The sequence below is a fragment of the Flavobacterium zepuense genome (genome assembly GCF_007097145.1).
GTDB lineage: Bacteria > Bacteroidota > Bacteroidia > Flavobacteriales > Flavobacteriaceae > Flavobacterium > Flavobacterium zepuense.
In genome coordinates this window covers 379,482-401,694 of sequence record NZ_VJVZ01000001.1, presented here as the reverse complement: position 1 = coordinate 401,694, position 22,213 = coordinate 379,482, and the positions used below count along the sequence as shown (strand labels likewise).

The 22,213-nt window shown below is 42.3% G+C and carries 20 protein-coding genes; 11 read left to right on the top strand and 9 right to left on the bottom strand.

From position 1 onward, the window contains the following. Positions 1-212: 212 nt before the first annotated feature. The 9 genes from FMM05_RS01745 to FMM05_RS01705 all read left to right on the top strand — a co-directional run bounded on the left by FMM05_RS01745 (position 213) and on the right by FMM05_RS01705 (position 8,843). Complete coding sequence (locus FMM05_RS01745; protein ID WP_143371613.1) at positions 213-1,712, top strand: NAD(P)H-hydrate dehydratase; 1,500 nt, start codon at positions 213-215, stop codon at positions 1,710-1,712. A gap of 70 nt (positions 1,713-1,782) precedes the next feature. Further along, positions 1,783-3,291, top strand: a complete 1,509-nt coding sequence (gene hutH, locus FMM05_RS01740) for a histidine ammonia-lyase (protein WP_143371612.1) — start codon at positions 1,783-1,785, stop codon at positions 3,289-3,291. Between the two features lie 417 nt (positions 3,292-3,708). Further along, a complete protein-coding gene (locus FMM05_RS01735) occupies positions 3,709-4,281 on the top strand; it encodes a hypothetical protein (RefSeq protein WP_143371611.1) in 573 nt (190 codons plus the stop codon). Positions 4,282-4,375: 94 nt separating this feature from the next. Beyond that, on the top strand, positions 4,376-5,776 hold the full coding sequence (gene rimK, locus FMM05_RS01730; RefSeq protein WP_143371610.1) for a 30S ribosomal protein S6--L-glutamate ligase: 1,401 nt from the start codon (positions 4,376-4,378) through the stop codon (positions 5,774-5,776). Positions 5,777-5,914: 138 nt separating this feature from the next. Continuing rightward, positions 5,915-6,109, top strand: a complete 195-nt coding sequence (locus FMM05_RS01725) for a hypothetical protein (protein WP_143371609.1) — start codon at positions 5,915-5,917, stop codon at positions 6,107-6,109. A 7-nt stretch (positions 6,110-6,116) separates the two neighbouring features. Continuing rightward, positions 6,117-6,524, top strand: a complete 408-nt coding sequence (locus FMM05_RS01720; RefSeq protein ID WP_143371608.1) for a hypothetical protein — start codon at positions 6,117-6,119, stop codon at positions 6,522-6,524. An 83-nt stretch (positions 6,525-6,607) separates the two neighbouring features. Next, a complete protein-coding gene (locus tag FMM05_RS01715; protein WP_143371607.1) occupies positions 6,608-7,093 on the top strand; it encodes a hypothetical protein in 486 nt (161 codons plus the stop codon). Positions 7,094-7,175: 82 nt separating this feature from the next. Continuing rightward, positions 7,176-7,589: a DUF1801 domain-containing protein gene (locus tag FMM05_RS01710; RefSeq protein ID WP_143371606.1), complete on the top strand. Its 414-nt coding sequence runs from the start codon at positions 7,176-7,178 to the stop codon at positions 7,587-7,589. A 165-nt stretch (positions 7,590-7,754) separates the two neighbouring features. Then, positions 7,755-8,843, top strand: a complete 1,089-nt coding sequence (locus tag FMM05_RS01705; protein WP_143371605.1) for an alkene reductase — start codon at positions 7,755-7,757, stop codon at positions 8,841-8,843. Between the two features lie 92 nt (positions 8,844-8,935). On the opposite strand, the gene FMM05_RS01700 is transcribed toward FMM05_RS01705, so the two are convergent. Next, entirely contained in the window at positions 8,936-9,583 is a 648-nt protein-coding gene (locus FMM05_RS01700) for an HAD family hydrolase (protein WP_143371604.1), read from the bottom strand. Between the two features lie 219 nt (positions 9,584-9,802). Between FMM05_RS01700 and FMM05_RS01695 the strand changes: the two genes are divergently transcribed. After that, positions 9,803-10,912: a TlpA family protein disulfide reductase gene (locus FMM05_RS01695; protein ID WP_143371603.1), complete on the top strand. Its 1,110-nt coding sequence runs from the start codon at positions 9,803-9,805 to the stop codon at positions 10,910-10,912. A gap of 391 nt (positions 10,913-11,303) precedes the next feature. On the opposite strand, the gene lysA is transcribed toward FMM05_RS01695, so the two are convergent. The 3 genes from lysA to FMM05_RS01680 form a co-directional block, all read right to left on the bottom strand. Next, on the bottom strand, positions 11,304-12,542 hold the full coding sequence (gene lysA / locus FMM05_RS01690) for a diaminopimelate decarboxylase (protein ID WP_143371602.1): 1,239 nt from the start codon (positions 12,540-12,542) through the stop codon (positions 11,304-11,306). Between the two features lie 638 nt (positions 12,543-13,180). Then, a complete protein-coding gene (locus tag FMM05_RS01685) occupies positions 13,181-13,606 on the bottom strand; it encodes a hypothetical protein (protein WP_143371601.1) in 426 nt (141 codons plus the stop codon). 67 nt (positions 13,607-13,673) lie between these two features. Continuing rightward, the gene (locus FMM05_RS01680; RefSeq protein WP_143371600.1) at positions 13,674-14,072 is read right to left on the bottom strand and encodes a hypothetical protein; all 399 of its coding nucleotides are present in this window, start codon (positions 14,070-14,072) and stop codon (positions 13,674-13,676) included. A gap of 174 nt (positions 14,073-14,246) precedes the next feature. Between FMM05_RS01680 and sucC the strand changes: the two genes are divergently transcribed. Then, the gene (gene sucC / locus FMM05_RS01675; protein WP_143371599.1) at positions 14,247-15,440 is read left to right on the top strand and encodes an ADP-forming succinate--CoA ligase subunit beta; all 1,194 of its coding nucleotides are present in this window, start codon (positions 14,247-14,249) and stop codon (positions 15,438-15,440) included. Between the two features lie 214 nt (positions 15,441-15,654). Here sucC and FMM05_RS01670 read toward each other — a convergent pair whose 3' ends face one another. The 5 genes from FMM05_RS01670 to kdpB are packed head-to-tail and all read right to left on the bottom strand — an operon-like array spanning position 15,655 to position 22,209. After that, positions 15,655-17,370, bottom strand: a complete 1,716-nt coding sequence (locus FMM05_RS01670) for a sensor histidine kinase (RefSeq protein ID WP_143371598.1) — start codon at positions 17,368-17,370, stop codon at positions 15,655-15,657. 3 nt (positions 17,371-17,373) lie between these two features. Continuing rightward, a complete protein-coding gene (locus FMM05_RS01665; RefSeq protein WP_143371597.1) occupies positions 17,374-18,498 on the bottom strand; it encodes a sensor protein KdpD in 1,125 nt (374 codons plus the stop codon). Continuing rightward, complete coding sequence (locus FMM05_RS01660) at positions 18,498-19,598, bottom strand: porin (RefSeq protein ID WP_143371596.1); 1,101 nt, start codon at positions 19,596-19,598, stop codon at positions 18,498-18,500. Before FMM05_RS01660 ends, FMM05_RS01665 begins: the two co-directional genes overlap by 1 nt. After that, a complete protein-coding gene (locus FMM05_RS01655) occupies positions 19,598-20,158 on the bottom strand; it encodes a K(+)-transporting ATPase subunit C (RefSeq protein ID WP_143371595.1) in 561 nt (186 codons plus the stop codon). The genes FMM05_RS01660 and FMM05_RS01655 overlap by 1 nt, the downstream gene beginning before the upstream one ends. Positions 20,159-20,169: 11 nt before the next feature. Then, the gene (gene kdpB, locus FMM05_RS01650) at positions 20,170-22,209 is read right to left on the bottom strand and encodes a potassium-transporting ATPase subunit KdpB (RefSeq protein ID WP_143371594.1); all 2,040 of its coding nucleotides are present in this window, start codon (positions 22,207-22,209) and stop codon (positions 20,170-20,172) included. Between the last annotated feature and the right edge of the window lie 4 nt (positions 22,210-22,213).

Genomic DNA, 22,213 nt, shown 5'->3' with positions numbered 1-22,213 from the left:
TCGGCTATATGTAATGATTATAACCCCAATGGGGTTGTAGTGGTTGTAATAATGGTAATAGCAGCAACTCCGCAGGATGCAGGGGCAGGTATAGTTAAATATTTGTTGCTGTTAACCGTCATATACTTACAAATGTAATAAATTTACGTAGCTGCAAAAGAGCTGCTTAGCTTTTTACCAAATTTTTATAATTACAATAATTATACTGGCAAATGAAGATTTTTGATACCATAAACATACGCGAGGCTGATAAAACCACAATAACAAACCAAAATATAACCTCCTACCAGTTAATGGAGCGTGCAGGGCTTGAGGCTTTTTTATGGATTAAAAAGCATTACCCCGATAAAGAGACTACCTTTCATGTTTTTTGCGGACAGGGCAATAACGGTGGCGACGGGCTTGTAATTGCACGCCTGCTGTATGAAGACGGTTACCCGCTTAAGGTTGATATAGTGGAAGAAGCAGGCAATCCCACTCCTGATCATGAGTCTGCCCTTGCGGCCTTCACATCTACAGGTGCTGTTCACGATGAAAATTCGGAATATGAGTATGAAAAAGGCAAGCTGATATACATAGATGCGCTGTTTGGTATTGGGCTTAACCGCGAAATGCCTGATAGTGTAAAAAAGGTGGTAGATTACATTAACGCTTGCGAGGGGCAGGTACTTAGTATTGATGTGCCAAGTGGTATGTTTATGGATAGGCCTACCAATTTTGCCGTTAAAAGCGATATCCTGCTCACCTTTATGTTCCCTAAACTGGCGTTTTACCTGCCGGGCAATTGCGAATACATCCGCCGTATAAAAATACTCGATATTGGACTTGATAAAGATTTTATAAAAAACTACGTGTCAGATTATTATTTGGTTAGTCCGGCGCATGCCAACCAAATTTACCATCCCATACAACCACATGCCCACAAAGGTACGCAGGGCCATGCACTTATTATTGGCGGCAGCTATGGCAAAATAGGGGCGGTGTGCCTTGCGGCAAAAGCAGCGCTAAAGTCGGGTTGCGGGCTGGTTACGGCTTACATTCCCAAATGTGGGTACAACGTGATGCAAACCGCTTTTCCCGAGGCTATGGTACTTACCGATGGTGATGAGTACATAACGAAAATAGGCTTCGATTTGCAGCCTAAAGCCATTGGGATAGGTCCGGGTATAGGGCAACATCTTGAAACACAACAGGCTATAAAGGAGTTTCTTAGCAAGGTAAATGTACCGCTGGTAATAGATGCCGACGCGCTTAATATACTTTCATCTAATAAAGAGTGGCTGGAATTATTGCCGGAGAACACCATTCTTACCCCACATCCTAAAGAACTGGAACGCCTTATGGGTGGCTGGGATACCGATTTTGATAAGATAGAAAAAATGAAAGTCTTTACTAAACAGCACAATATTATATTAGTAGCTAAAGATGCGCATACTATGGTGGTGTATAAAGGCAGTATTTTTATCAATACAACGGGCAATGCTGCGCTGGCAACAGGCGGCACGGGCGATACCCTTACCGGCATAATAACCGGCCTGCTGGCACAGGGGTATGAGGCGGCACATGCGGCCATCTTTGGTGTTTACCTTCATGGCCTTACGGCAGATGTTGCCATTAGCGAAACAAGCATGCAGGCATTTACAGCTATGGATGTTGTTACGTATTTGGGTAAAGCCTATCTTAAAATTGAGGCAGAACGCAGGCAAAAATGAAAATATAACAAATAAGTTGTTTTTTAATTGCCGATTAGTGAATTTTGGGGATTCTAAGCTGATCAACATTATGGACAACATACATTATATTAGTACCGATATATTATCCCTTGAAACTGTGAACGATATCCTGCAACAGGATAAAAAATTAGCCTTATCGGAAGAGGCGCGGGGTAACATAGAAAGGTGCCGCGCTTACCTTGATAACAAAATGGCATCTTTAGATAAGCCCATTTACGGCATTAATACAGGGTTTGGGTCACTTTATAATGTAAAAATATCTAACGATAACCTCTCTAAACTTCAGGAAAACCTGGTAAAATCGCATGCCTGTGGTACCGGCGATGAGGTACCCGAAGCTATCGTTAAAATAATGTTGCTGCTTAAAATACAGTCGCTTAGCTACGGTAACAGCGGCGTGCAGCTGCAAACGGTTGAACGCCTTGTCGACTTTTATAATAACGAAATTTACCCCGTAATATACACCTTAGGTTCGCTTGGCGCTTCGGGCGACCTGGCTCCGTTAGCGCATTTATCGCTGCCGTTACTGGGTGAGGGTGAGGTGTATATGGATGGTTTCCGCCAGCCTGCACACAAAGTACTGGCTAAAATGGGGTGGGAGCCTATTGTTTTAAAATCAAAAGAAGGGCTGGCGTTGCTTAACGGCACCCAATTTATGAGCGCTTATGGCGTTTATGTGCTTCTAAAATCGATAAAGCTTAATTATTTAGCCGATGTTATTGGCGCAGTATCCTTAGAAGGCTTTGACGGACGTATAGAACCTTTTGATGAGCACATACACATGGTGCGCCCCCACAAGGGCCAGATTGTAACTGCCCGCAGGTTTAACGACCTGCTTGAGGACAGCGAGATCATAGCCCACCCTAAGCAGCACGTTCAGGATCCATATTCATTCCGTTGTATACCGCAAGTACATGGGGCTACCAAAGATACAGTTGACTATGTAAAGAAAGTATTTAAGACCGAAATTAACTCGGTAACCGATAACCCTAACATATTTGTAGAGAGCGACCAGATCATTTCGGGCGGGAATTTCCACGGGCAGCCGCTGGCACTAACGCTTGATTTCCTTGCAATTGCTATGGCTGAGTTGGGTAGTATATCCGAAAGGCGTACGTACCAGCTTATCTCCGGCCTGCGTGGGCTGCCCCCGTTTTTGGTAAGCAATCCGGGATTAAATTCAGGGTTTATGATTCCGCAATACACTGCCGCAAGCATTGTGAGCCAGAACAAACAGTTGGCAACCCCTGCAAGTGTAGATAGTATAGTGTCCAGCAACGGGCAGGAAGACCACGTGAGTATGGGTGCCAATGCTGCTACAAAAGCCTACAGGATAGTTGAGAATATAGAGCGTATACTGGCTATTGAGCTTATGAATGCCTCGCAGGCATTGGAGTTCCGCAGGCCATTGAAGTCAAGCGATTTCATCGAGATGTTCATAAAATCATACCGCGAAGAAGTGCCATTGGTTACCGAAGACCGCATCCTTCACTACGATATTGAGAACACCATTGCCTTCCTGAATAATCTGCATCTGGATGAGAGTGTGATAGAGTAGGTGGAACGTGGATGCGGTAATACGTGGATTTGGTGATTTGGAGGAGGTGAATACGGTGATGCGTGGATTTGGTGATGCGTGAATTTGGTAAAATCAGTAAGGAACATTGAATGCGGCTCAGGTATATGATACTACACTCCTTTCTTCACGCACGTCTTTGCGAGCGGAGCTTGCGAAGCGCGGCAATCTCATCGTTGTTTGTCAGAATTATGAGATTGCTTCGTCGTGCCTTCTCGCAAAGACGCATTCGGGTATAGTACGGTAAATACAAACAACCATATCCACGCCCCTCCAAATAATCAAATTAACGAATAACCAAATAACCACATCCACACATCCACCCTCAAACAAATCTCCACATCAACAAATCCGCAATAAATTGAATACCTTTGCACAAGCCTCTTAAATTTGGGTACTATGAAAACTTTGTTTGCTTTTGCCGCTGCTGCGTGTTTTGCTGTTTTTGCCCCGGCCATGATGGGTATAAAAATAGGGAGTAGCGAGGAGACCGTTAAAAAACTGGCACTTAAAGAGGTAACGCATACCGAGGGTATGTACAAATACCGTACGGATAACGGCAACGACTTTTCTGTAACCATAGAAGAAGGCAAGGTTGTTTACATGGAAAACGACTGGCTTCAGCAGCCTGAAGGCGCGCAATCGTTGCTGCCGGGCTTTGTTTTTGGCAAAACTACCCTTAAAGATATTCGCCAGCGTTTTGGCAGCAAAGGCTTTGTTTATGCCGAAAACCAAAACATGGTTACTAAAGAATACCTTTACGAGTTTACATGCTACGAGATCACATCGCTTAATAATGAGGTACTTGTGGTGGTTACCAAGATACCGTTTAGCACCACTGTGGGCGAAAATACGGATGTTTCTAAACTCCTTACCCTTGATGCCATAGTGGTAGCCCGTAAAGAATACCTTGAATATTTATGGGGCGAACAAAAGGCGTATAGCACTGGCTATAAAAAGATTATGCTGTAACGTTAATTTAGTGTAAAATCTTTACATAAATACTTCTCCGGAGCATCCTACGTATAAAAAAAGTAGTACTTTAGATTGCAGTAATTATAACAAAATGCTTGAGAAAGTAATAGTAGGAAGCGAAGAGTGGTGCGCATTCCCGGAGTTGGGAATACCCACCATTAAAGCACGTGTAGATAGTGGCGCCAAGACTTCGGCGCTGCATGCCATCAATATTGCCCCCTTTGAAAGGGAGGGCGAAAGTTGGGTAAAATTTGATATCAACCCCATACAAAATAACTCCAAGGCCGTGATACACTGCCAGGCCCCGCTTGTAGATAAGCGTGTGGTTAAGAGCAGTAGCGGGTACCGCGAGCAGCGTTATGTAATAAAATCGCGCATTCAGGTGGGCGATATCGACTGGGATGTAGAAGTTACGCTAACCAACAGGGACTCTATGGGTTTCCGTATGCTGCTGGGCCGCGAGGCCATGAGCGGGCGCATATTGGTAGACCCGGAACAAAAATACCTGTTAGGCCAGCCTACCCGCGAAAAATTAATGGAACTGTACGAAAAAGGCGAAGAGCCCAAACGTGGCCTGCGTATTGGTGTACTGGCCAGTAACCCAGAGTTGTACAGCAACAAGCGCATTATGGAAGCCGGTGAGAGCCGCGGCCACGAAATGCACTTTTTAAACCTTAAGTACTGCTACATGAAGCTGGATGCCGATACGCCAGAAATTCATTACCGTGGCGGCAGGGTGCTTAACGACTTTGATGCCGTTATACCCCGCATTCGCCCCAGTATGACGTTTTACGGCTGTGCCCTGACCCGTCATTTTGAGGCGCTTAAGGTATTTTGTTTAAACTCGTCGGCTGCCATTAGCCAGAGCCGTGATAAACTGTATTCGTTACAACTGCTATTAAATAGCGGAATCGATATCCCAACCACGGGCTTTGCCAATTCCCCGCTTGATACCAACGACCTTATTAAAATGGTTGGCGGTTCGCCGCTTATCGTTAAATTGTTAGAAGGCACGCAGGGTAAGGGCGTAGTTTTAGCCGAAACCAAAAAAGCCGCAGAAAGCGTTATCAATGCCTTTAAAAGCCTAAATGCCAATATACTGGTTCAGGAGTTTATTAAGGAAGCTAATGGTAAAGACATCCGTTGCTTTGTGATAGACGGCAAGGTAGTGGCTGCCATTCAGCGTGAAGCGTTGCCGGGAGAATTCCGCGCTAACATTCACCTTGGGGGTACGGCATCGGTAATAAAAGTAACAGCCGAAGAAAAGCGTATTGCCATCCGCGCCGCTAAAGCTATGAACCTAAAAGTGGCCGGTGTAGATATCATACGTTCCTCTAAGGGCCCACTTTTGCTGGAAGTAAACTCTTCTCCCGGACTTGAAGGTATTGAGGGAGCTACCAATAAAGATATAGCCGGAGAGATGATCCGCGCTATAGAAAAGAACTTTAAGCGCATTAACACGCCCCCCATCATACCGGAAGGTACTGTATAAACTTCTTATGCCTTTGTGGTTCGGTTTTAGTACCAAACTACAAAGGCAATTTTTAAATTCAACTTATTTTAAAGGATATAACTGCCGGCCATCATAGCCGGTCAGCTTGTTGAACCTACTACAAAAAGTCATAGAAATATGAAAGGGAAACTGAAATACATAGCGTTAGCCATAGCTGTTTTTGGCGTGTTTAGCTTTGTCGCGGGCAACGTTTTTAAGCTGATGCACTGGCCGTATGCGTCTGAAATTAAAATATTGAGTTACCTATTGCTTATTTTAGCAGCATTACTTACATTTATATGCCTTTTTAAAGCAAACCGACAAACCCAGTAGTGCGCGTATGATAAAAAAAATTACCCTCTTAGCTGTTTTTACCCTACTACCTTTCTTCGGCTTTAGCCAAAGCAATGGCTGTGAGCATCTTAAAAACGGTACTTTTAAAGTTACCGACCCAGCATCTAAAAAAGTATGCATTATAAAACGCGACGGCAATGTGCAGACCGAGCGCATGGAGGAATCATCTGAAACCTATGATTTTGACCTTGCCTGGATAGACGATTGCACCTACACCCTTAGCCCTACAGCGGGTACGCTTTCTCGTAACAGTAGTGTTGCCAAGGCTGGCATCATGACTGTTAGGATCATTAATGCGAAAGACAGCACCTACACGCAAAAGGTTACGGTTTCTACAAACAAGAAATTCCGAAGGATAGACCAGGTTACGATGATAAAGGACAGGAAGCAGTAAAGGTCATCAGGATAATAGCGATGTTGTAAAGAAGTGATTTATGTAATATAAATCAGTACATTAGCGCAATACATTAACCTGTTATGAAAAACCTTGCTGCATTTTTGTTATTGCTATTGCTGTTGTGTTCCTGTACCGGCGAGCGCAAAAAGATTGATAATACCTTTAGTTATAACGAAGAAATTGAAGAGTTAGCATCAGACTTGTTTGCCCGTTATAATAAGAACACCTTTTTTGGTTATGATAACGTACAGATGTTGCTGCTCACAAAAAAGCAGCAGCGCCTGCTTGCCAAAAAACTGAAATGCACCGACGTAAGCGTAATTTATACTGCAAAAGACACCACAGGCACCGATAGTATTGTACTGTTCAGGTCGCCATCCCAATATTATGGCAACTATTACACCATAGCCGTCGATATGAAGAAAACACCTGTACACAGGCCTACCGAAGCGAATAGCGTACGGATATCAGGTAGGGTGTATTATTACCAGTTTCGCAGGCCGTTCTATTTTAGCAGTTTAGAAGCCACGACGGTACCCGATAAACCTAAACATTATTGCAACTAAACTGTCCCATACACACCCTGCAACTGGCTGTAATGCACAGCAATAATCTACTCAAACAGCCGTAGGTTTGTAAAAAAAATACATGGCCAAACAAAAACTATCTGACGAAGATCAGGTTACGCAATATATAGCAACATCAATACACCCGCTGGCAACCACAATGCAGGCCATACGGGAAGTAATTTTAAGCACGGATGCAACTGTATCTGAACAAATTAAGTGGAACGCCCCCGCCTTTTACTATAATGGCGCAATGGCAGCCTTTGATGCGAAGGAATATAAGCGGGACATTGTGGTATTTAACCTGCGAAAGGATAATTACATATTGCTTATCTTCCCTACCGGGTCAGTCATAAATGATACTACAGGAATTTTAGAAGGTAATTATACCGATGGCCGACGCATGGTTGCAATTCATGGTGAGGCTGATTTCAACACCAAAAAAGTCGCCCTTCAACAAACAATAAAATTGTGGTTGGCACAAGTTGAAAAATAATAGTATTATACCGATTGGTATATTTTGTGATTTGGGTTAAAAATGCAATCTAAAAATATACCAATCGGTATATTTTAGTACTTTTTGAGGCTTATTTATGGTAAGTTTAACCCCTCACTATGTACGATTTTGTAACTTTAAACGAAATCCAAAAGTGAAATATCAGTGTTAAATTCTGCCCCAAACCTCTTTGCTTCGCTTAATGCCGACAACCTAAAATTAAAAAACCGCATTGTTATGGCTCCTATGACGCGCTCCCGAGCCATTGGCAACGTACCAAACGACCTTATGGCCCAATATTATGTCCAACGGGCATCGGCAGGGCTTATAATTACCGAGGGTACGGCGCCATCGCCCAATGCTTTAGGCTACCCGCGCATACCCGGTATCTTTGATTATGAGCAACTTGAAGGCTGGAAAAAGGTTACCGAAGCAGTGCACGAAAAGGGAGGTAAGATAATAATGCAGCTGATGCACGTGGGGCGGATCGGTAATTATGAGAATATGCCGGAGGGTACCACACTTGTAGCACCATCGGCTATTAATGCTGATGCAGAAATGTTTACAGATGCTAAAGGGTTGCTTAAAACAAATACTCCAAAAGAACTGGATTTAAGTAGCTTACATGCAACCATTGAAGAATTCGTAATAGCCTCTAAGAACGCAATTTCGGCTGGTTTTGATGGTGTGGAGCTGCATGGTGCCAACGGTTATTTACTGGAGCAGTTCCTAAATCCGCATACCAACACCCGTACCGATGAGTATGGAGGAAGTATAGAAAACCGCTGCCGTTTTGTAATTGAAGTAACCCAGGCGGTTGCCGAAGCTATTGGTAGCAAGCGCGTTGGAATACGTTTCTCACCTTACGGAATCTTTAATTCTATGCCTAAATATGACGAAGTATACACTACGTATGAATACCTTGCAAAAGAAATGAACAAGCTGAATATCTTATACTTACATGTTGTAGATGCCGCCGCAAGGCAATCGCAGGAAGGTATAGGGTTGATTTCGGCCATGCGTGGTTATTTTACTGGCTTACTGATACTTAACGGCGGCTATACAGGGGAAAGGGCTACTGCTGCAATTGAGAGCCGCGAGGCCGATATGGTGTCGTTCGGGAGTTTGTTTATTGCTAACCCTGATTTGCCATATCGCCTTGAGCACGATAAGCATTTTACTCAACCTGATGAGGCTACATTTTACACTCCCGGCGAAAAAGGTTATACTGATTATCCCCTCTACAAAGAGTAGAAGTAAATGTGTTTAAATGACTGTATATTATTTTGTTGTGAATTTTTTTTTAATGTGCTTGCCTCAAATAACCAAATCCACAAATCCCCAAATTAAACATTCCGGAGTATCCATTCTGCAAATTCCGGGAAGGAGTAAAAAATCTCGTCGGGGTTAAGGCGGATAAGCTTTTCGGGTTCAGCGGTTTCGGCCCAGGCGGCGGCAACTATCGGTATGCCCACCTCCCTGCACGCAATAATATCGCTTGGTGCATCGCCCACATATATTACCTCGTTAAGCGGCACATTATTAAAGGCCCTGAGTATCGCTTCGATACCATCGGGCTTACGCGGACCCTCGGGCATACCGGTTTCAATAAACTCAAAATACTGGCTTAAGCCGAATTTATCTATCGAAACATCGGCGCTGGCCTTACCTTTACCGGTAACCATAGCAATGCGGATGCCTTTGCTTTTAAGGCTGTCCAACAGCTCTTTAACGCCATCAAAAGGGGCGGGGCACATTTCGTGGTAAGCCTGGTAATGCATAAGGTAGTCGGCCACACCTTGGTCGTAATGATCGGGCGCCAGGGCCATAATAGTTCCTTCTTCAGATGGGCCAAAGGTGGCGATGATCTCCTCATCGGTTACACTACGGTTAATCAATGGCTCTACCGAGCTACGGAACGCTTTAATACAAAGGGGCAGGGTATTGGCGAGGGTGCCATCAAGGTCGAATATTACGGCTTTTAGTTTATGCATGGCTTTAATTTTTAATTGATGTTTTAAAGTTAACTATTTACCCTGAAGTATACAGTTGCTTTTAGGCATTAAAATTACATGTTGGTATTTCTAGCCGTACCGTACTTTTTCCTGTCAATATAATTTCTTAATCTGGTTCAATGCTTATTAAGTTGCGATTGGTAAATATTTGCATCCTCAGAATTGCTGAGGATTAATTTAATTTTAGATACACAAACTATGAAAATTTTAAGTTGGCTGCCACTGTTATTGTTTTACAGCGTGGCATTACAAGCCCAATCTAACATTACCATAAAGGGTAATATTATTAACGATCTTGAAGGATACGACGAAATTTATTTTAAGTACAAAGGAGAGCCTTTAGATACGGTTAAAGTTGTTAATGGCAATTTTGTGATTATAATGCCATTTAGAAAAGATGATATGCCCTGGATATATGACGAATATACATTGAAAAAACTTGGAGAAAGGCCATTTGGTTTGATGGCAGAGCATCCCGGAACTATTGTACTAAACGATATAGATGTTAGAAGTTTCTCATTCCGCATTTCGGGCATGCAATCTGCTATAGATTATGAGGAATTTAATACTTTAAGCCAAAGTACACATACAGATATCGTTAAAGAGCTCCAAAAAAAATATCCGGTAACTCCGGAATATACCAGGGGTGGCGATGTCTCGTCAGAATATAGAGCATATAACAACGACTATATTGAACTGTTTAACAAATATACCGTTATTGTACTCGAAAAATTTATTAAAAATCATCCTGATTCTTTTGCAGCTGTACGTGTGCTAAAATGGAATATGGAAGGGATGGATGCCGAAACTATAAAAAAATATTATGCCCTGTTAAGTAAAAAAAGGCAAAATTCTGATGAAGGCAAAGAAATCGTTACATTTATAAATGCCTTAAAATCATCTGCTGTTAACAACCAGATCAAGGATTTTGTTCTTTTGGGCCCTGATGGAAAAAATGTCAGCACAAAATCATTACGGGGTAAATATGTACTGATTGATTTTTGGGCCAGCTGGTGTGGTCCCTGCGTTGCCGAATTTCCTAATATCAAAGAGTTATATGGAAAATATAAGAATGAAAATTTTGAGATACTAAGCGTTTCTATCGACAAGAGTAGTAAGGCGTGGCTTAACGCTTTAGAAAAGCACCAACTTCCCTGGCTACAGGTAAGAGATGAAAAAAATTCGGAAGCTTATAATTTTGCGGTATCAGCAGTTCCTGTAAAAATTCTGATTGATCCAAAAGGAAAGATTATAATGAGAGACGGAGATATTGAAAAAAAACTTAGTGAACTATTTGGAGTCAGGTAAGTTTGCTAAAGTAACGTTTAGCGAAAAAATTACCTCTTAAAAAAAGACCTATACAATTTGTATAGGTCTTTTTTTAAAGAATATAAATGAAATGGAGGCTTTTAAGCAGTTAGGGGTTGGGTTGCTGTTGAGTATTACTGGTGCGATCGACATGCTCGTACCCTAATATTTATGGTTTTACCGGCACGAGCGAGACGCTCGCGTTAGCAGATGTTTCGTAGAGACGCAATGCTTTGCGTCTTTTCAATGTTTATTTATGGGAGACGCAAAGCATTGCGTCTCTACAACCCAAACATACCAAAAAATCCCTTACAAAACCCGTAGCCTCACAAAACAAAAAACCGCACAATTACGTGCGGTTTTTAGAATAAAAAAGTAACATATATATAACCTAAACGGTAATGGCAGGGGCAGGTGTAGCGGGCTCAAAGTCCAAAATAACCTGGTTGCGTACAATATCTTCAAAAGTTTCGCGCTGCCTTATCAGGTGGCCTTTGCCTTCATACCAAAGTACTTCGGCAGGGCGCACGCGGCTGTTATAGTTACTGCTCATGCTAAAGCAATATGCTCCCGCATTGCGGAAACACAATATATCGCCCTCCTTAATCTCGGGTATGCGGCGGTTGTTGGCAAAAGTGTCGGTCTCGCAAATGTAGCCAACCACGCTGTAAAAGCGCTCTTTGCCTTTAGGATTGCTAATGTTTTCTATATGGTGGTGGCTGCCGTACAGCATAGGGCGAATAAGGTGGTTAAAACCACTGTCTATCCCCGCAAATACGGTAGATGTTGTTTGCTTAACCACATTTACCTTAGCCAGGAAAAAACCGGCTTCGCTCACAAGGAATTTACCCGGCTCAAACGTAAGCGTTAAGTCGCGCCCATACTCAGCACAGAAAGCGTTAAAACGCTTGCCCAGTTTTTTGCCCAGCTCTTCAATATCAGTATGTATGTCGTCTTTCTTGTAAGGCACTTTAAAGCCGCTTCCAAAATCAAGAAATTCAAGCTCCTTAAACTGTGCAGCGGTTTCAAACAAGATCTCGGCAGCGTATAAAAACACCTCGATATCAAGAATGTCAGAACCCGTGTGCATATGGATACCGTTAATGTGCATGCCCGTATTTTGAACAATGCGCAGCAGGTGCGGCATCTGGTGGATAGAGATACCAAATTTACTATCGATATGCCCAACCGAGATGTTGCTGTTGCCACCCGCCATTACGTGCGGATTGATGCGTATACACACCGGGGTAGTGGGGTGCTTGGCGCCAAATTGCTCTAATATAGAAAGATTGTCTATGTTTATCTGAACACCCATAGACGCAACTTCTTCTATCTCTTCCATAGATACACCGTTAGGCGTATAAATGATCATTTCGGGCTCAAAACCGGCTAATAGCCCCAGGCGTACTTCCTGTATGGAAACGGTATCTAAACCAGATCCCATTTGTTTTAGCAGCTTTAAAACCGATATATTACTTAATGCCTTTACGGCATAGTTTATCCTTAAATGTTGTACTTTAGAGAATGCTCTCTCCAGTTTGTTGTACTGCGACTGTATCTTTGCCGCGTCGTATACATACAGCGGACTTCCAAATTCGTCTGCCAATTGTACCAGTTGTTTCGCTTCCATCTTTTTTCCTTATAAGAGTACAAAATTAGGTATCAAATACCACGCAAACAAGCAAATAACGCAGGCTTAACAAAAAATAACAAAAAGTTACAAATATAACAATAATTAAAAAATACTATTATATTTATAACTTTAAATTGTGTTTACAAGCGTATTTACCAGTTGTTTTTGTACCAGGTATCGCTGTAGCCGTTGTGTTCGTCGCTTTTGTAAAACAATATTACAGGAAGCGCCAGGATTAAAATGATGATCTCTTTCATACCTTTTTTGTTTAGTGTGGAGGCGCCGGTAATGCCCAAAAGTTAATAATTAAGTATAAAAGCAAGGTGAGCCTTCTTACTGCCGGGGCAGCATAATTAACTATTTAATCTAAAAATTCCTGATAATTTGTAAGAACGTAACTGCATACAAAACCGTAACGGTATTTGTTAAAGGTTCGTATTTAGTAAATTCAATTATATTAATACTATGTTATGAGATAAACAAAAAACACCACTACTTACCGCACAGTGAATTAACTGTGCTAATAGTAAGTAATGGTGTTGTATATTTAACTTTTTCATCCCGGTTTTTTATAATAGATGCATAAAAACCGAAAGGTTGCGTTACAAAATAAAAAGATGCGCGTTAAAAGTTTGTTAACGCACAAATATAAGGTTGTAGTGCCCGGCGTAGGCATTGTGTATTTTAAGGGTATCGTTACTAATGCTCATACATCCGCCTATACCGTCTTTATCTCTAATGGTAAAAATTTGCGTGCATTCGCCCGAAGTTATATTACTTATTTTATAGTTATACGATCCGGTTTGCATACCTGTAAATTCAGGCCCTTTAATATGGTTTTGTACATTAACCGTACCTGCATTTTCTGTAAATGTCCAGTTAATGTCGCCATCTTCATACTCAGATCCCGGCTTACCAATAGAACTTGTTATTTTAATAAGTTTCCAGAGGCCTTCAATAGAGTCGGTTTTTTCAACAACCGGATCTTTTTCCTGCGTATCATCAGTACAGCTTAAAAAAAGCAATACGGGCATCATCATATATAACATTCTCTTTTTCATACCATAAAGGTATTCAAAAGATGTACCAATAATCAAAATTTAACTATAAAATAGACCCAAAACAGTGTTAACGTACAAATGTAAGAATATCGCCATCTACATGAGCACTGCTTACCCTAAGTGTGTCGTTAGTTATTGATATACAGCCATAAGCATCTTCTTCAATAAATAAAGCATCATTACAAACCTGGTTCTCGGCACCAATGGTATAGCCATAATTGCCGGTTGCCAGTGCGCTGTAATTATCTGCCGATGCGCTATTAACTACATCGATTTCTCTTTCCTGCTCGTCAAAAGTCCAGATGACTATGCCTTCGTCATACCCAATGTTCGTTGCGCCAAAGCCGTTGTGTATTTCTACGAGGCTCCATGAGCCCTCAAGCCCTGCTGTATTAATTTGGTCATCATCGCTGCAACCGGTTATTGCCAGTGCAGGCAGTAATAGTATAAGGAGTATCTTTTTCATGGTGGTTGTTTATTTATAGATGCTGCAAAGTTAAATTAGTTGCGTTGCGTTATCACTTTTTTAAGCAAATGTAAAGCTATACTTTTTTAGCAGGAAAAAAATTGAAAACCTTTCGGCTATACAAATGTAATTTGCTATTTTTGTTCCACTTTTAATAAGATAAACGCATTTAATATGAATTTACACGAATATCAGGGAAAAGAAATACTGGCAAGCCACGGCGTGCGCGTGCAGCGTGGTATTGTAGCAAATAGCCCTGCCGAGGCTGTTGCTGCTGCTAAAGAGCTTACTGCCCAAACAGGTACAGGCTGGCATGTTATTAAAGCACAGGTACATGCGGGTGGCCGCGGTAAAGGTGGTGGCGTAAAGCTGGCTAAAAACCTACAACAGGTAGAAGAGATTGCAGGACAAATAATAGGTATGGACCTTATTACACCGCAAACTCCTCCTACAGGTAAAAGGGTACACAAGGTACTTGTTGCCGAAGATGTTTACTATCCCGGAGAAAGTGAAACTTCTGAGTTTTATGTGTCTGTACTATTAAACAGGGGTAAAGGCCGCAATATGATCATGTATTCTACCGAAGGTGGTATGGATATAGAGGAAGTTGCTGAGCACACCCCGGACCGTATTTTTACCGAAGAGATAGACCCGGCTGTTGGCCTACAGGGCTTCCAGGCGCGAAGGATAGCTTTTAACCTTGGCCTTAGCGGCAATGCGTTTAAAGAAATGACTGTGTTTATCGCTTCGCTTTACAAAGCATATATTGATAGCGATGCATCAATGTTTGAGATCAACCCGGTGCTTAAAACATCTGATAATAAAATTCTTGCTGTAGATGCTAAAGTTGTTCTTGATGACAACGCACTTTACCGCCAAAAGAAATATGCAGAAATGCGCGATGTTCTTGAAGAGAACGCTATTGAGGTTGAAGCAAAAGAAGTTGGCCTTAACTACGTAGACCTTGATGGTACTGTGGGCTGTATGGTAAACGGCGCAGGCCTTGCCATGGCAACTATGGACCTTATTAAATATGCAGGCTTTGAGCCGGCTAACTTCCTGGACGTGGGTGGTACTGCCGATGCTAAGCGTGTAGAAACGGCTTTCCGTATCATTCTTAAAGATGCTAACGTAAAAGCTATCCTTATCAACATATTTGGTGGTATTGTACGTTGCGACCGTGTTGCTCAGGGTGTTGTAGATGCTTACAAAAACATGGGCGATACTATTAAAGTGCCTATTATTGTACGTTTACAAGGAACAAACGCAGAGCTTGCCAAAGAAATTATAGACAACTCAGGCATGCCAATCCTTTCTGCAACATTGTTCCAGGAAGCCGCAGACCAGGTTAAAGCTGCTTTAAGCTAAGAATTAGTTTTGTTGCACCGTCCGCGTCATTGCGGGAAGGAACAACGAAGCAATCTAATATAAAAAATCCCACGCCACAACGGCGTGGGATTTTTGTTTTGTGTAGGAATTGGTCTTTCACGGTTAAACTTTTAAAGAATAAATACTTATAGTAATTACCGGAGGAGACTTTTAAAATCTATTGACTTTAAAGGATTTACATCTAACATTTACTTTAAACAGCTTGGGTAAAGTTGAGCGTAAAAGTTGTGCCTTCGCCAATTGTACTTTTTACGTTGATATCGCCACCTTGTGCCTCCATAAACTCCTTACTAATGGCAAGGCCGAGGCCTGTACCTTCTTTTTCGGTACCCGGCACCCTGAAATATTTATCAAAAATACGGGTCTGGTACTTAGGTTCAATACCCGTACCTGTGTCAGTAATTAGTACTTGTATGGTGTCGTTATTCTGTAACGTTTTAACTGTTACAGAAGTATTTTCATAACTGTATCGTATGGCATTAGATAAAAGGTTAGAAACTATCCAGGCTGCTTTTTCTTTATCTGCAAAAATTAGCGGTAAATCAGGAGCTGTATCAATGTTTAATCGGATTCCTTTATAATCGGCCAGTTTTTGTGTGGCAGCAACCGCATTACTAATGATAGAATTAGCTGTGCAGGCTTCCATTTTTATTTGAGAGCGCCCTGTTTCTACCTGGGTTATGTTAAGCAGTTCGCCTGTAGTGCGCAGCAGCCTTTCAGCATCATCGTTAATGCCTTCTACCAGGCCTTTTTGCTCGTCATTGAGCTTGCCTGTTTGTTCATTAGCGAGTAATTGCAGGCTCATTTTTATACTTGCGATAGGTGTTTTAAACTCATGCGATACTGTTGCTATAAAATTAGTCTTGGCAAAATCAAGTTCTTTGTAAGCCGTTACGTTGCGCAATATTATAAAAGAGCCAATGGTTCTGTCGTCGGTTTCGCCGGTAGGCACAATACTTATAGGTGCCAGGAGTTTCTCAAAATAACTCTCCTTATCATCTGCATAAATTTTAAGGGTACTATTGGTATTATTATCTGCCTGCTGTAAAAGCGATCGTATAAGATCGTTGTGCAGGGCAACCTCTTCGGCTTTTTTACCAATGGTTTGCTGCCTTTTAAGTCCGGATACCTGTAACGCTTTTTCGTTAATAAACAAAATTGTGTTATTCTCATCAAGCCCTAAAACAGGATCGTGCAGGTTATTAACCAGTGTTTCAATACGTTTTTTTTCTATCAGCAGCTTATCAAGGTTGCTGTTGCTGTATTCCTGCAGCTTCTCTGCCATGGTATTAAAAGATCTTGCCAGTGTGGTGAACTCATCATGGCCTTTAAAGTATACCCGCTGCGCGTAGTTTTTGGCGGCTATCTGGCGGATGCTCTCGGTAAGGTCGCGTATGGGGTTCGCAATATAACCGGGAAGGTTAAAAATAAGTGTGAAGCCTAACATAAAGCACACTGCGCTGGTGCAGGATATCCACCAGACGGAGCTTTCTGCTGTTTTTTCAGCCGTAAGGCTTTTACGCTGAATGGCATCCATATTAAGCTTCATGATACTGTTGAGCCCCTGCCTGAAGTTTTGAATGTATACCCCATTTTGCGGATCTGACTGCAACCCTGCAAAGTGTCTTGCAAGGTCATCGGTAAGTTCTTTTTCGCCTATTTCTGTGATGTTTTGCTGTTGCTTTACAAGATAGCCCTGTAGGGTGGCAAGGTCTTTTTGGGTCAGAGCAGGAGCATCGGTAACCTTGTACATATTGCGGGCGTAATCTAATGATATGTAGTTAGCTACCAGTATGTTTTTGGTGTCTTGTGCTAAAAGGTTTACCTGCCGTATAGCCAGCGCCGAAAGCAGTGTAATAAGCAAAAACAGCATACCGGTACCTATAGCCAGCTTGGTTTTTATTTTCATGATCTATGAAAGTATAATAAGGTCAATATCACTCGAAGATAATTTATTTAAAAGAGCCTTAAAAATATTGGTAGACAAAATAACCTTTAATAATTTAATATGCGGTTTACCAATGCAAATGGTTGTTATTTTACGTTCTTCGGCTTGTGCGGTAATCGTGCCGGCAACGCGGCTGCTTTGCACTTTTATTACTTCGGCACCCAATTCTGTAGCCAGTTTAAAGTTATTAATTAGGTGGCGTTGCTTATCAAGGGCTATTTTGTCGCTGCTTTCATTCGGGGTTTCCACATACAATAATATCCATTTACTGTGGTAATAGTTAGCAAGGCGCGCCGTTTTTCGTATTACCGTTTTTGCCGTATGGTGGTTACTGCTTATGCAAGCCATAAAACGTTCCTGCTTAAAAGCGCTTGTGCCGGTAATTTCAGCCTCTACTTTGCGCTCCACCTGGCTCGCTACTTCTTTTAAAGATAGCTCCCTGAGTTGTAGTATATGCTCTGCCTTAAAAAAGTTATTTAGTGCCTGCGGAATTTTATCGGGCGTATATATTTTGCCTTCTTTTAGGCGCGTAATAAGCTCATCCGCAGTAAGGTCTATGTTTACAACCTCATCGGCAGCTTTTAATACGCTGTCGGGTATGCGTTCCTTAACCTCAATACCGGTTATTGCCCTTATGTCGCCGTTGAGGCTTTCTATATGCTGAATGTTAACCGCGCTTATCACGTTGATTCCCGCATCAATAATATCCATCACATCCTGCCAGCGTTTTTCGTTCCTGCTGCCCTCAATATTAGTATGAGCAAGTTCATCTACAATAACAACTTCTGGCCTAAGGTTAATTACAGCCTGAACATCAAGCTCCTGTAAAAACTTGCCCTTATAAAATATAGAGCGTTGTGGCACAATGGGCAGCCCATCGAGCAGGGCGTGGGTTTCTTTACGGTTATGGGTTTCTATAAACCCTATCTTTACATCAATACCATTGCGCAGCAGGGTATGGGCTTCCTGTAGCATACGAAAAGTTTTGCCTACACCGGCACTCATGCCAATGTAGACCTTAAACTTTCCTTTTCTCGATTTTTGTATTAAATTGAGAAAATGCTTTACATTATCATCTCTTTGTTCCATTAAAATGAAATTGCCAGTGCTGTAGATACAAACGTATTGCTGTTTTTTGTGGTGTCGCCTTTTACAAAAACATCATCTTTACTATTTAAGCTGCGTGCTTCTATACGCCACATTACATTACTGTATATGCTGTAATCAAAATTTAGCGAGTAGCCAAAGGTTTTAAACCCATTAGCTGTTTCTGTGCTGATGATAACACCATCTTCATCGGCATAATATTCGCCCCGCGCACTAATAGCAGCTTTATTGCTAATGGCATACTTTGCAATAAGAACAGGCGAATACCAACTACTGTAACTTTTACTGCCTTTTGCCTTTTGCTCGGCACCAATATCAAAACCGGCAATTAAACCCAGTTTGTCGTTAAGTTGAAACTGCCCGTAAAAGTTATGGAAGTACCGCATACGCTTATCAATTTCGGGCCTATCGTTACCCACGAAAGAGCTACTGTTTAATGTAACCTTTGCGGAAGGCTTAAAGGTTAGCTGATGCCCAAAAGCCAATGTTTTGTTACCGTCCGGCCTTTGTATGCGCTGCCAGCCATTAAGCACCAAGCCACTAATAAACCATTGCCCGGATGGTGATGTGTACGATATTTTTGCCCCTGCCTCATAATAAGGAGAGTTGTCTGCCAGTATGCTACGGGTTAAATTCCAGCAGTCTTTACCAATGGCGCTCTCAAACCCAATGTGTGAGCCAAAAATACCCGCATCTACCCAAAGGTTAGCAGTTTTAGATAGTTTAACGCCCGCATTAGCCTCATATATATTTTTCATTACACCTTCCTCTGCGGCAAGGTTAGCATTGGCATAAGTACCTGCCATAAGCGCTAAATTGCCGCGTGTGCTACCATTATCATAAGCAGCTTTTATAAAACCCAGATTAAGCGCCACCTCGTTATGGCGGTTGTGCGAATAGATAAACGCAGGGCGGGTGTTATTTTCAGGCTCATTAAAATCGTAAGTGTAATAGGTTTCTATGTAACCGCTGAATTTTAAAGACGGAATTTCTGATAGCGGAAGTATTTTAATGGTATCTGTTTGTGCTGTTGCGGCAAAGCCTGTTGCAAGCAGTGCGGCTATTTTAAAGATGGTTTTCATTACTTTAGTTTGTCGAGTGCTAAGTTAAGTTGCAATACGTTAAGTTTTTCGGTTCCTAATAAACCTAAAAGCGGTTTTTCGAGGTGTTGTGCTATAAGCTGGTTTACTTGTATCTCGCTTACATTACGTGCCTTTGCTATACGTTTAACCTGTATGCTGGCAGCGGCCAGCGAAAGGTGGGGATCGAGCCCGCTGCCACTGGCCGTAACCATTTCGGCTGGGATGTCCTTTTTAGCGATACCGGGATTTTTTAGTAAAAAGGTGTCTATTCGGGATTGCACAAGGGCAAGGTAATCAGGATTAGAAGGCCCTTTGTTACTGCCACCGGACCCTGCGGCATTGTAATCTACCGCGCTGGGACGGGGCCAAAAATATTGGTCTTTTGTAAATGCCTGTGCTACGTTAGTATGGTAGCGCTGGCCATTGTTGTTTGTTACAAAGCCATCACCTTGGTTAGGTGCCAGTTGTGCAATACCCCAAATACTCATGGTGTAGAAGCCAGAAAAGAACAGGGCGCAAAATAATGTTAGCCTGATGGCCGGTATGATGTTATTTTTCATTATGTTATGATTTAGAAGAATAGGGAAACCAGCATATCTATCAATTTGATGCCGATGAACGGAATTATGATACCGCCAAGCCCATAAATGAACAAGTTGCGACGCAGCAGGGCAGAAGCCCCTATGGGTTTATATGCCACCCCTTTTAATGCCAGAGGTATAAGGAACGGAATTATAATCGCATTAAACAGTACTGCCGATAAGATGGCGCTTTCCGGGCTGTGCAGGTGCATAATGTTAAGGCTTTGTAATTTAGGTATCGCTACAATAAACAGTGCCGGAATAATGGCAAAATATTTGGCTACATCATTAGCAATACTAAAAGTTGTAAGGGTGCCACGTGTCATTAACAGCTGCTTGCCAATTTCTACAATTTCAATAAGTTTGGTGGGGTCGTTATCAAGGTCTACCATATTACCGGCCTCTTTTGCAGCCTGTGTGCCGCTGTTCATGGCAACGCCCACATCGGCCTGGGCAAGGGCAGGTGCATCATTAGTACCATCGCCCATCATGGCTACGAGCTTGCCACGTGCCTGTTCGGCTTTAATGTAGTTCATCTTATCTTCGGGCCTGGCTTCGGCAATAAAATCGTCAACACCGGCTTTTTCGGCAATAAACTTGGCGGTTAACGGGTTATCTCCGGTAACCATTACCGTTTTTACACCCATTTTACGCAGGCGCTCAAAACGTTCTGCAATGCCGGTTTTTATGATATCCTGAAGCTCTATTACACCCAAAACCTGCTCATTTTGAGCAACTACCAGCGGCGTTCCGCCATTACCGGATATCTTTTCTACCACTTGTGTAACTTCGGCAGGAAATATATTGCCTGCTTTTTCTACAAGGTTTTTAATAGCATCAAAAGCTCCCTTGCGAATGCGGGTTTCGTTAAAGTCGATACCCGAACTGCGGGTTTCGGCAGTGAATTTTATAAACCTCGGACTCTGGATGTTGAAACTTTTAGGATCAACAGCCCCAAACTCAATAATCGACTTACCTTCGGGCGTATCATCGCTCATAGAACTTAACACGGCGGCTTTTATAAAGGCTTTCTCATCTATACCTACAGCGGGGTAAAAGTGGGTGGCTTTACGGTTGCCTATAGTTATGGTACCTGTTTTATCAAGCAACAGTACATCTATGTCGCCCGCTGTTTCTACCGCCTTGCCCGATTTTGTTATAACATTGGCGCGTAAAGCCCTGTCCATTCCAGCAATACCTATGGCTGATAGCAACCCCCCAATGGTGGTAGGGATAAGGCATACAAATAAGGATATGAATGATGCAATGGTTATGCTAATGTTGGCATAATCGGCAAAGGGTTTTAGTGTAGTACAAACAATGATAAACACAAGGGTGAATCCTGCCAGGAGTATGGTTAAGGCAATTTCGTTAGGTGTTTTTTGGCGCGATGCGCCTTCTACCAAGGCTATCATCTTATCCAGAAAACTTTCCCCTGCATTGGTGGTTACCTCGACGATTATTTTATCGGACAATACTTTTGTACCGCCCGTAACCGAACTTTTATCGCCGCCTGCCTCGCGTATCACCGGGGCACTTTCGCCGGTTATGGCACTTTCATCTATAGTGGCAAGGCCCTCAATTATTTCGCCATCGGTAGGGATTATATCACCTGCCTCACAAACAAACCTATCGCCTTTTTTAAGGGTAGATGAGGGAACAATTTGTATTTCATCTTTATAAATTTCGCCAATAAGTTCTATCTTTTTAGCAGGGGTTTCTTCCCTTGTTTTCCTAAGGCTGTCGGCTTGTGCCTTACCGCGTGCTTCGGCAATAGCCTCGGCGAAATTTGCGAACAACAGGGTAAACAACAGTATCAGGAATATTATAAAATTATAGGCAAAACTGCCTTGGCTTGTCTCGCCGGTAAGTATCCAGATGCACACACACAGCATAATGGCAGTACCAATTTCTACAGTAAACATTACCGGATTTTTTATGAGCGTAGCAGGGTTAAGTTTTATAACAGCCTGTTTTAGAGCCTGCTTTACCAATATAGGTTGAAACAGGCTTGCATTTTGAGTTTTCATTTAA

Bases quoted from the DNA above. Each gene is read 5' to 3' on its own strand.
- FMM05_RS01745 (WP_143371613.1), top strand. From the start codon at position 213: ATGAAGATTTTTGATACCATAAACATACGCGAGGCTGATAAAACCACA.
- FMM05_RS01695 (WP_143371603.1), top strand. From the start codon at position 9,803: ATGAAAATTTTAAGTTGGCTGCCACTGTTATTGTTTTACAGCGTGGCA.
- FMM05_RS01700 (WP_143371604.1), bottom strand. From the start codon at position 9,583: ATGCATAAACTAAAAGCCGTAATATTCGACCTTGATGGCACCCTCGCC.
- FMM05_RS01655 (WP_143371595.1), bottom strand. From the start codon at position 20,158: ATGAAAAATAACATCATACCGGCCATCAGGCTAACATTATTTTGCGCC.
- FMM05_RS01715 (WP_143371607.1), top strand. From the start codon at position 6,608: ATGAAAAACCTTGCTGCATTTTTGTTATTGCTATTGCTGTTGTGTTCC.
- FMM05_RS01665 (WP_143371597.1), bottom strand. From the start codon at position 18,498: ATGGAACAAAGAGATGATAATGTAAAGCATTTTCTCAATTTAATACAA.
- FMM05_RS01680 (WP_143371600.1), bottom strand. From the start codon at position 14,072: ATGAAAAAGATACTCCTTATACTATTACTGCCTGCACTGGCAATAACC.
- FMM05_RS01670 (WP_143371598.1), bottom strand. From the start codon at position 17,370: ATGAAAATAAAAACCAAGCTGGCTATAGGTACCGGTATGCTGTTTTTG.
- FMM05_RS01710 (WP_143371606.1), top strand. From the start codon at position 7,176: ATGGCCAAACAAAAACTATCTGACGAAGATCAGGTTACGCAATATATA.
- kdpB (WP_143371594.1), bottom strand. From the start codon at position 22,209: ATGAAAACTCAAAATGCAAGCCTGTTTCAACCTATATTGGTAAAGCAG.
- FMM05_RS01735 (WP_143371611.1), top strand. From the start codon at position 3,709: ATGAAAACTTTGTTTGCTTTTGCCGCTGCTGCGTGTTTTGCTGTTTTT.
- FMM05_RS01660 (WP_143371596.1), bottom strand. From the start codon at position 19,598: ATGAAAACCATCTTTAAAATAGCCGCACTGCTTGCAACAGGCTTTGCC.
- sucC (WP_143371599.1), top strand. From the start codon at position 14,247: ATGAATTTACACGAATATCAGGGAAAAGAAATACTGGCAAGCCACGGC.
- rimK (WP_143371610.1), top strand. From the start codon at position 4,376: ATGCTTGAGAAAGTAATAGTAGGAAGCGAAGAGTGGTGCGCATTCCCG.
- lysA (WP_143371602.1), bottom strand. From the start codon at position 12,542: ATGGAAGCGAAACAACTGGTACAATTGGCAGACGAATTTGGAAGTCCG.
- FMM05_RS01720 (WP_143371608.1), top strand. From the start codon at position 6,117: ATGATAAAAAAAATTACCCTCTTAGCTGTTTTTACCCTACTACCTTTC.
- FMM05_RS01725 (WP_143371609.1), top strand. From the start codon at position 5,915: ATGAAAGGGAAACTGAAATACATAGCGTTAGCCATAGCTGTTTTTGGC.
- FMM05_RS01685 (WP_143371601.1), bottom strand. From the start codon at position 13,606: ATGAAAAAGAGAATGTTATATATGATGATGCCCGTATTGCTTTTTTTA.
- hutH (WP_143371612.1), top strand. From the start codon at position 1,783: ATGGACAACATACATTATATTAGTACCGATATATTATCCCTTGAAACT.